The organism is Oerskovia flava (assembly GCF_026163685.1).
GTDB lineage: Bacteria > Actinomycetota > Actinomycetes > Actinomycetales > Cellulomonadaceae > Oerskovia_A > Oerskovia_A flava.
Genome location: NZ_JAOXSR010000015.1, coordinates 37107 through 44187, shown reverse-complemented (window position 1 = coordinate 44187; position 7081 = coordinate 37107). Strand labels below are relative to the sequence as shown.

The window sequence follows — 7081 nt, the reverse complement described above, 5'->3', positions numbered from 1 at the left end:
CACCGCTTGAGCAGGGTGAGCCTGCTCTTGCGGGGTGTCCGGCGAGCGGGCCGAGCGTCAGACCCGGGTGGCCCAGAAGGCCACGGCCGACGCCGCGGCGACGTTCAGGGAGTCCACTCCCCCGGCCATGGGGATCGTCACCACGGTGTCGGCCGTGCCGATCGCCCCGCGCGAGAGCCCGTCGCCCTCGGTCCCGAGCACGAGCGCGAGGCGTTCGGGAGGATCGGCGACCAGCTCGTCGAGCGTGAGCGCACCGTCGGCGAGCGCGAGCGCCGCGACGGTGAACCCGTCGTCCTGCAGGTCGCGCAGCCCTCCGGGCCAGGACTCGAGCCGTGTCCACGGGACCTGGAAGACCGTGCCCATGCTCACGCGCACCGAGCGACGGTAGAGCGGGTCGGCGCACCGCGGCGAGACGAGCACCGCGTCGACGCCGAGGGCCGCCGCGCTGCGGAAGACCGCGCCGACGTTCGTGTGGTCCACGAGGTCCTCGAGCACCGCGACGCGGCGGGCGCCCTGGCCGCCGCGGGCGGCGGCCAGCAGGTCGTGGACCCCGGCGAGCGGCGGGCGGTGCATGGCCGCGAGCGCCCCGCGGTGCAGGTGGAAGCCGGTGATCGCCTCGAGCACGTCGGCCTCGGCGACGTAGACGGGCACGGGCTCGCCCGCGTCGTCGGTGGCGGCGGCGATCACGTCCTCGAGGTCGGCGAGCCACCGCTGCGCCATGAGGAACGAGCGCGGGCGGTGCCCGGCGGCGAGCGCACGCCGGATGACGGTCGAGCTCTCCGCGATGTACAGACCCTTGGCGGGTTCGTGCTTCGCGCGCAGCACGACGTCGGTCAGCCGGTTGTAGTCGGCGAGACGCTCGTCGGCGGGGTCGGTGACGCGCACGACGTGGAGCGGGCCGGGCGCGGAGATGTTCGTCGGTGGCACCCGAGCATTCTCTCGTGCTCACGGGGCGTCGCGGGCACGCGCCTACCGCTCGTCGCCCTGCTGCCCGTCGCTCTGCGACCGAGGAACATCGGGATCCTCGGGGTCCGTCCCCGCGAACTGGCTGGCGTACAGCCGCGCGTGGGTGGCCCAGAAGGCCACGGCCGACGCCGCGGCGACGTTCAGGGAGTCCACTCCCCCGGCCATGGGGATCGTCACCACGGTGTCGGCCGTGCCGATCGCCCCGCGCGAGAGCCCGTCGCCCTCGGTCCCGAGCACGAGCGCGAGGCGTTCGGGAGGATCGGCGACCAGCTCGTCGAGCGTGAGCGCACCGTCGGCGAGCGCGAGCGCCGCGACGGTGAACCCGTCGTCCTGCAGGTCGCGCAGCCCTCCGGGCCAGGACTCGAGCCGTGTCCACGGGACCTGGAAGACCGTGCCCATGCTCACGCGCACCGAGCGACGGTAGAGCGGGTCGGCGCACCGCGGCGAGACGAGCACCGCGTCGACGCCGAGGGCCGCCGCGCTGCGGAAGACCGCGCCGACGTTCGTGTGGTCCACGAGGTCCTCGAGCACCGCGACGCGGCGGGCGCCCTGGCCGCCGCGGGCGGCGGCCAGCAGGTCGTGGACCCCGGCGAGCGGCGGGCGGTGCATGGCCGCGAGCGCCCCGCGGTGCAGGTGGAAGCCGGTGATCGCCTCGAGCACGTCGGCCTCGGCGACGTAGACGGGCACGGGCTCGCCCGCGTCGTCGGTGGCGGCGGCGATCACGTCCTCGAGGTCGGCGAGCCACCGCTGCGCCATGAGGAACGAGCGCGGGCGGTGCCCGGCGGCGAGCGCACGCCGGATGACGGTCGAGCTCTCCGCGATGTACAGACCCTTGGCGGGTTCGTGCTTCGCGCGCAGCACGACGTCGGTCAGCCGGTTGTAGTCGGCGAGACGCTCGTCGGCGGGGTCGGTGACGCGCACGACGTGGAGCGGGCCGGGCGCGGAGATGTTCGTCGGTGGCACCCGAGCATTCTCTCGTGCTCACGGGGCGTCGCGGGCACGCGCCTACCGCTCGTCGCCCTGCTGCCCGTCGCTCTGCGACCGAGGAACATCGGGATCCTCGGGGTCCGTCCCCGCGAACTGGCTGGCGTACAGCCGCGCGTAGGCACCACCCGCGGCGAGCAGCTCGGTGTGGCTGCCCTGCTCGACGATCGCGCCCTGCTCCATGACGAGGATGACGTCGGCGTCACGGATCGTGGAGAGCCGGTGCGCGATGACGAACGACGTCCGTCCGGCGCGCAGCGCGTTCATCGCCTGCTGCACGAGGACCTCGGTGCGGGTGTCGACCGAGCTGGTGGCCTCGTCGAGGACGAGGATGGCCGGGTCGGCGAGGAAGGCCCGCGCGATCGTCAGGAGCTGCTTCTCCCCGGCACTGACCCCCGCCCCCTCGTCGTCGAGGAGCGTCGCGTAGCCGTCGGGCAGGGTCCGCACGAACGGGTCGACGTGGGTCGCGCGGGTGGCGGCGAGGAACTGCTCGTCGCTCACCTCCGCGCCGTCGGGCACGCCGTAGCGCAGGTTCTCCTCGATGGTGCCCCGGAAGAGCCAGGTGTCCTGCAGGACCATGCCGATCTGGGAGCGCAGCGCGTCGCGGGTCGTGGTGCGCACGTCCACGCCGTCGAGGGTGATGCGTCCGCCGTCGACCTCGTAGAAGCGCATGAGCAGGTTGACGAGGGTGGTCTTGCCCGCCCCCGTGGGGCCGACGATCGCCACCGTCTGCCCGGGCTCCGCGACGAACGTCAGGTGCTCGATCAGCGGCGCGTCAGGGCTGTAGCCGAACGAGACGTCCTCGAACGCCACCCGCCCCCGCAGGTCGCGCAGGGGCACGGCGGGCGACGGGTCCCGGTCCTGCTCGGCCGCGTCGAGCAGCGCGTAGACCCGCTCGGCCGACGCGACGCCGGACTGCAGGAGGTTCATCATCGACGCGATCTGGGTGATGGGCTGGGTGAACTGGCGCGAGTACTGGATGAACGCCTGGACGTCACCGAGCCTCAGGGAGCCCGACGCGACCCGCAGCCCGCCGACCACGGCGACGACGACGTAGTTGAGGTTCGCGAGGAAGCCCATCGCGGGCTGGATGGCCCCGGAGACGAACTGCGCCCTGAAGCTCGCGGCGAAGAGCCGCTCGTTCTCCTCGTCGAACGTCTCGAGCGCTGCCGCCTGGTGGCCGTAGACGGTCACCAGGGAGTGCCCGGTGAACATCTCCTCGACGTGGGCGTTCAGCCGCCCGGTCGCGGCCCACTGCTCGATGAACTGCGGCTGGGACCGCCGGGCGATCGCGACCGTCACGAGGAAGGACAGCGGCACCGTCACGAGCGCGACGACCGCGAGCAGCGGGGAGATCCAGAACATCATCGCGAGCACACCGACCACCGTCAGGACGGCGGTGACGAGCTGGGAGAGGGTCTGCTGGAGCGTCTGGGAGATGTTGTCGATGTCGTTGGTGACGCGCGAGAGCACCTCGCCCTTCTTCTGCTTGTCGAAGTAGGCGAGCGGGAGACGCCCGAGCTTGCGCTCGACGTCCTCGCGCAGGCGCCGGACCGTGCGCTGCACGACGACGGTCGTCACCCTGCCCTGGACCCAGCCGAAGACGAACGCGCCGGCGTACACCGCGAGCACCGCGGCGAGGATCGTCGCGAGCGCGCCGGTGTCGACGCCCTGCCCGGGCACGACGCTCATCCCGCCGAGCAGGTCGGCGAACGCGTCCTGCCCGTCGGCGCGCAGCTGAGCGACGGCCTGGTCCTGCGTGAGGCCCGCCGGCAGGCGGGAGCCGATCACCCCGGCGAAGATGACGTTCGTCGCGTCCCCGAGCAGGCGGGGCCCGGTGACGGTGAGCGCGACCGACGCCACGGCGAGCAGGACGACCCCCACCACACGCACCCGCTCGGGGCGCAGGTTCCCGCCGAACCGGCGCAGCGACCCACGGAAGTCCATCGGCTTCTCGGCCGGGACGCCCGGACCGGCCATGGGACCTGGTCCCGTGCGGTGGGGCGGCCGGACGGGTGCCGGGCGCGCGGTGCTCACGACGCCTCCTGGGCGGAGAGCTGGGAGCTGACGATCTCCTGGTACGTGCCGCACGACGCCCAGAGCTCGTCGTGCGTCCCGGACCCCACGACGCGGCCGTGGTCGAGCACGACGATCCGCTCGGCGTGCCGGATGGAGGCGACCCGTTGCGCCACGACGAGGACGCTCGCGGTCCGGGTGCGCGGGGCGAGCGCGCGCCGCAGCGCCGCGTCGGTCGTGTGGTCGAGCGCCGAGAAGGAGTCGTCGAAGAGATAGACCGCGGGCCGGCGTACGACGGCGCGCGCGATCGCCAGCCGCTGGCGCTGCCCGCCGGAGAAGTTCGTGCCGCCCTGCGACACCGGGGCGGCCAGCCCGTCGGGCAGGGCCTCGACGAACTCGCGCGCCTGGGCGACCTCGAGCGCCTCCCACACCTCGGCGTCGCTCGCGTCCGGACGGCCGTAGCGGACGTTGTCCGCCACCGTGCCCGAGAACAGGTAGGCCTTCTGCGGGACGTAGCCGATCATCGAGGCGAGGTCCGCGGTGGCCAGCTCGCGCACGTCCACCCCGTCGAGGCGGACGGCACCACCCGTGACGTCGAAGAGCCGCGGGACGAGCTGGACGAGCGTCGTCTTGCCCGCGCCGGTGGACCCGATGATCGCGGTGGTCTGGCCCGGCATCGCCGTGAGGCTCACGTCGTGCAGGACCGGGTCCTGCGCCCCGGGGTAGCGGAACTCGACCGCGTCGAACGTCACGACCCCTCGACGGGGTGCGGCGAGCGGCACCGGGTCGGCCGGTTCGACGACGCTCGGCGCCGTGTCGAGCACCTCGGTGAGCCGCTCGGCCGACACCGCGGCGCGCGGCACCATGACGAACATCATCGTCGACATCAGCACGGCCATGAGGATGAACATGATGTAGCTGAGGAACGCCACCAGCGAGCCGACCTGCATGGCGCCCGCCTCGATGCGACCGGCGCCGAACCACAGCACGGCGACGCTCGAGACGTTCATGACGAGCATCACCGCCGGGAACATCAGCGCCATGAGCGTGCCGACCCGCAGCGACGTCTCGAAGAGCCGGTCGTTCGCGACGGCGAACCGCCGCTCCTCGTGCCGCTCACGGACGAACGCGCGGATCACCCGGATGCCGGAGATCTGCTCCCGCAGCACACCGTTGATCGCGTCGATGCGACGCTGCATCTGGCGGAAGTACGGGACCAGGCGCGAGACGATCAGCCCGACGACGAGCGCCAGAACGGGCACCACGACCAGCAGCAGCCCGGACAGGCCGACATCCTCCTGCAACGCCATGACGACGCCGCCCACGAGCATGATCGGTGCCGTCACCATGATCGTGCAGCCGAGCAGCACGACCATCTGGACCTGCTGCACGTCGTTCGTCGTCCGCGTGATGAGGGTCGGGGCACCGAACCGGCTCATCTCCTGCGCCGAGAAGGTCTGCACCCGGCGGAAGACGTCGCCGCGCAGGTCCCGCCCGAACGACATGGCGGCCCGTGCGCCGAGGTAGACCGCGCCGACCGCGCACACCACCTGCGCGAGGCTCACGCCGAGCATGACCGCCCCGGTCCGCAGGACGTACCCCGTGTCCCCCTGCGTGACCCCCTGGTCGATGATGTCCGCGTTGAGGCTCGGCAGGTACAGCGACGCCATGGTCGCCAGCAGCTGCAGGACGAGCAGCGCGACGACGAGCCCGCGATAGGGCCGCAGGGACGTGGTCAGCAGGCGCAGGAGCATCGGCGTCCTCGGGGCGTGGGGTGCACGCTCTCACCGTAGGCGTCCGCACCCACGAGCGCCCCGCGGCCACCGGGCCGCAGGGCGTCGTTCGTGAGCGTGTCGTCCGGCAGGGCGCTGCTAGCGCTGCTCGTCGGGAGCGTCGGTCACCTCGTCCTGCGGCTCGCCCGTCCCGAGCGGGCGCGGCGAGACCGATCCCTGGTCGTGCGACGGGGCGAAGCGACGACCGGCGCCCGGCTGCTGACCGCGCTCGGCACCGGCGTCGAACGGCGAGCCCGAGAAGGTCCCGGCGCTCGTGGCGTCGGCGGTCGCCGCCTCGGCCTGCCGGCGTGCCTCGGCGAGCGCTTCCGCCGGGTCCGCCAGCGAGGGGGTGTCGAAGCGCACCCGGCTCCGTTCGCGGTGCGGGCGAGCCTCGGTGCTCGCGGCGGCGCCGTCCGCCGCGGGAGGCGTGGGCACCCCGCCGAAGCCCTGCGCGATCGACCCGAGGGCGGCCGTGAACTCCGTCGGCACGACCCAGAGCTTGCTGGCCGTCCCGTCCGCGATCTTCGGGAGCATCTGCAGGTACTGGTACGCGAGCAGCTTCGGGTCGGCGTCACCTTCGTGGATGGCGTCGAAGACCTGGAGGATCGCACGCGACTCGCCCTCGGCCGTGAGGATCTTGGACTGCGCGTCACCCTCGGCCCGCAGGATCGCGGCCTGCTTCTCGCCCTCGGCCGTGAGGATCTGCGACTGCTTGACCCCCTCGGCCGTGAGGATCGCCGCACGACGGTCACGCTCGGCACGCATCTGCTGCTCCATCGAGCCCTGCACGCTCGCCGGCGGGTCGATCGACTTGAGCTCGACGCGGTTCACGCGGATGCCCCAGCGTCCGGTCGCCTCGTCGAGCACACCGCGCAGCTGGCCGTTGATCTGGTCACGGCTCGTCAGCGTCTGCTCGAGGTCCATGGACCCGATGACGTTACGCAGCGTCGTGACGGTCAGCTGCTCGATCGCCGTGATGTAGTTCGCGATCTCGTAGACCGCGGACTTGGGCTCGGTGACCTGGAAGTAGATGACGGTGTCGATGCTCACGACGAGGTTGTCGGACGTGATGACCGGCTGGGGCGGGAAGGACACGACCTGCTCGCGCAGGTCGACGCCGGCCCGCACCTGGTCGATGAACGGGATCAGCAGGTGCAGCCCGGGCTCCAGGGTCCTCGAGTAGCGCCCGAGCCGCTCGATGATCTGCGCCGTGGCCTGCGGGACGATCCGCACCGCCTTGGCCAGTGCGACGAGCACGACGACGACGGCGAGGACGATCACCACGTAGAGGACGAGGGTGCCGGGTTCAAGATCGTTCATCAAGGAGCTCCAGGGTGTGGTGC

5 protein-coding genes are annotated in these 7081 nt (G+C 72.4%); all 5 read right to left on the bottom strand.

Annotated features, from left to right (window positions below; all coding sequences use genetic code 11):
• Positions 1-57 precede the first annotated feature (57 nt).
• Complete coding sequence (locus tag OHL10_RS18180; protein ID WP_265523664.1) at positions 58-927, bottom strand: TrmH family RNA methyltransferase; 870 nt, start codon at positions 925-927, stop codon at positions 58-60.
• Positions 928-969: 42 nt separating this feature from the next.
• Positions 970-1929, bottom strand: coding sequence for a TrmH family RNA methyltransferase (locus OHL10_RS18175; protein ID WP_265523663.1), 960 nt, complete (start codon positions 1927-1929; stop codon positions 970-972).
• Between the two features lie 42 nt (positions 1930-1971).
• A complete protein-coding gene (locus tag OHL10_RS18170; RefSeq protein ID WP_265523665.1) occupies positions 1972-3930 on the bottom strand; it encodes an ABC transporter ATP-binding protein in 1959 nt (652 codons plus the stop codon).
• A gap of 53 nt (positions 3931-3983) precedes the next feature.
• Positions 3984-5720, bottom strand: a complete 1737-nt coding sequence (locus OHL10_RS18165) for an ABC transporter ATP-binding protein (protein WP_265523662.1) — start codon at positions 5718-5720, stop codon at positions 3984-3986.
• Positions 5721-5837: 117 nt separating this feature from the next.
• Positions 5838-7058 (bottom strand): SPFH domain-containing protein, encoded by a 1221-nt coding sequence (locus OHL10_RS18160; protein WP_265523661.1) that lies wholly within the window; start codon positions 7056-7058, stop codon positions 5838-5840.
• Positions 7059-7081: the final 23 nt, after the last annotated feature.

What these genes read in the sequence shown, in the direction of transcription:
- OHL10_RS18170 (WP_265523665.1), bottom strand. Translation starts at nt 3,930, where the DNA reads ATGGCCGGTCCGGGCGTCCCGGCCGAGAAGCCGATGGACTTCCGTGGG.
- OHL10_RS18165 (WP_265523662.1), bottom strand. Translation starts at nt 5,720, where the DNA reads ATGCTCCTGCGCCTGCTGACCACGTCCCTGCGGCCCTATCGCGGGCTC.
- OHL10_RS18160 (WP_265523661.1), bottom strand. Translation starts at nt 7,058, where the DNA reads ATGAACGATCTTGAACCCGGCACCCTCGTCCTCTACGTGGTGATCGTC.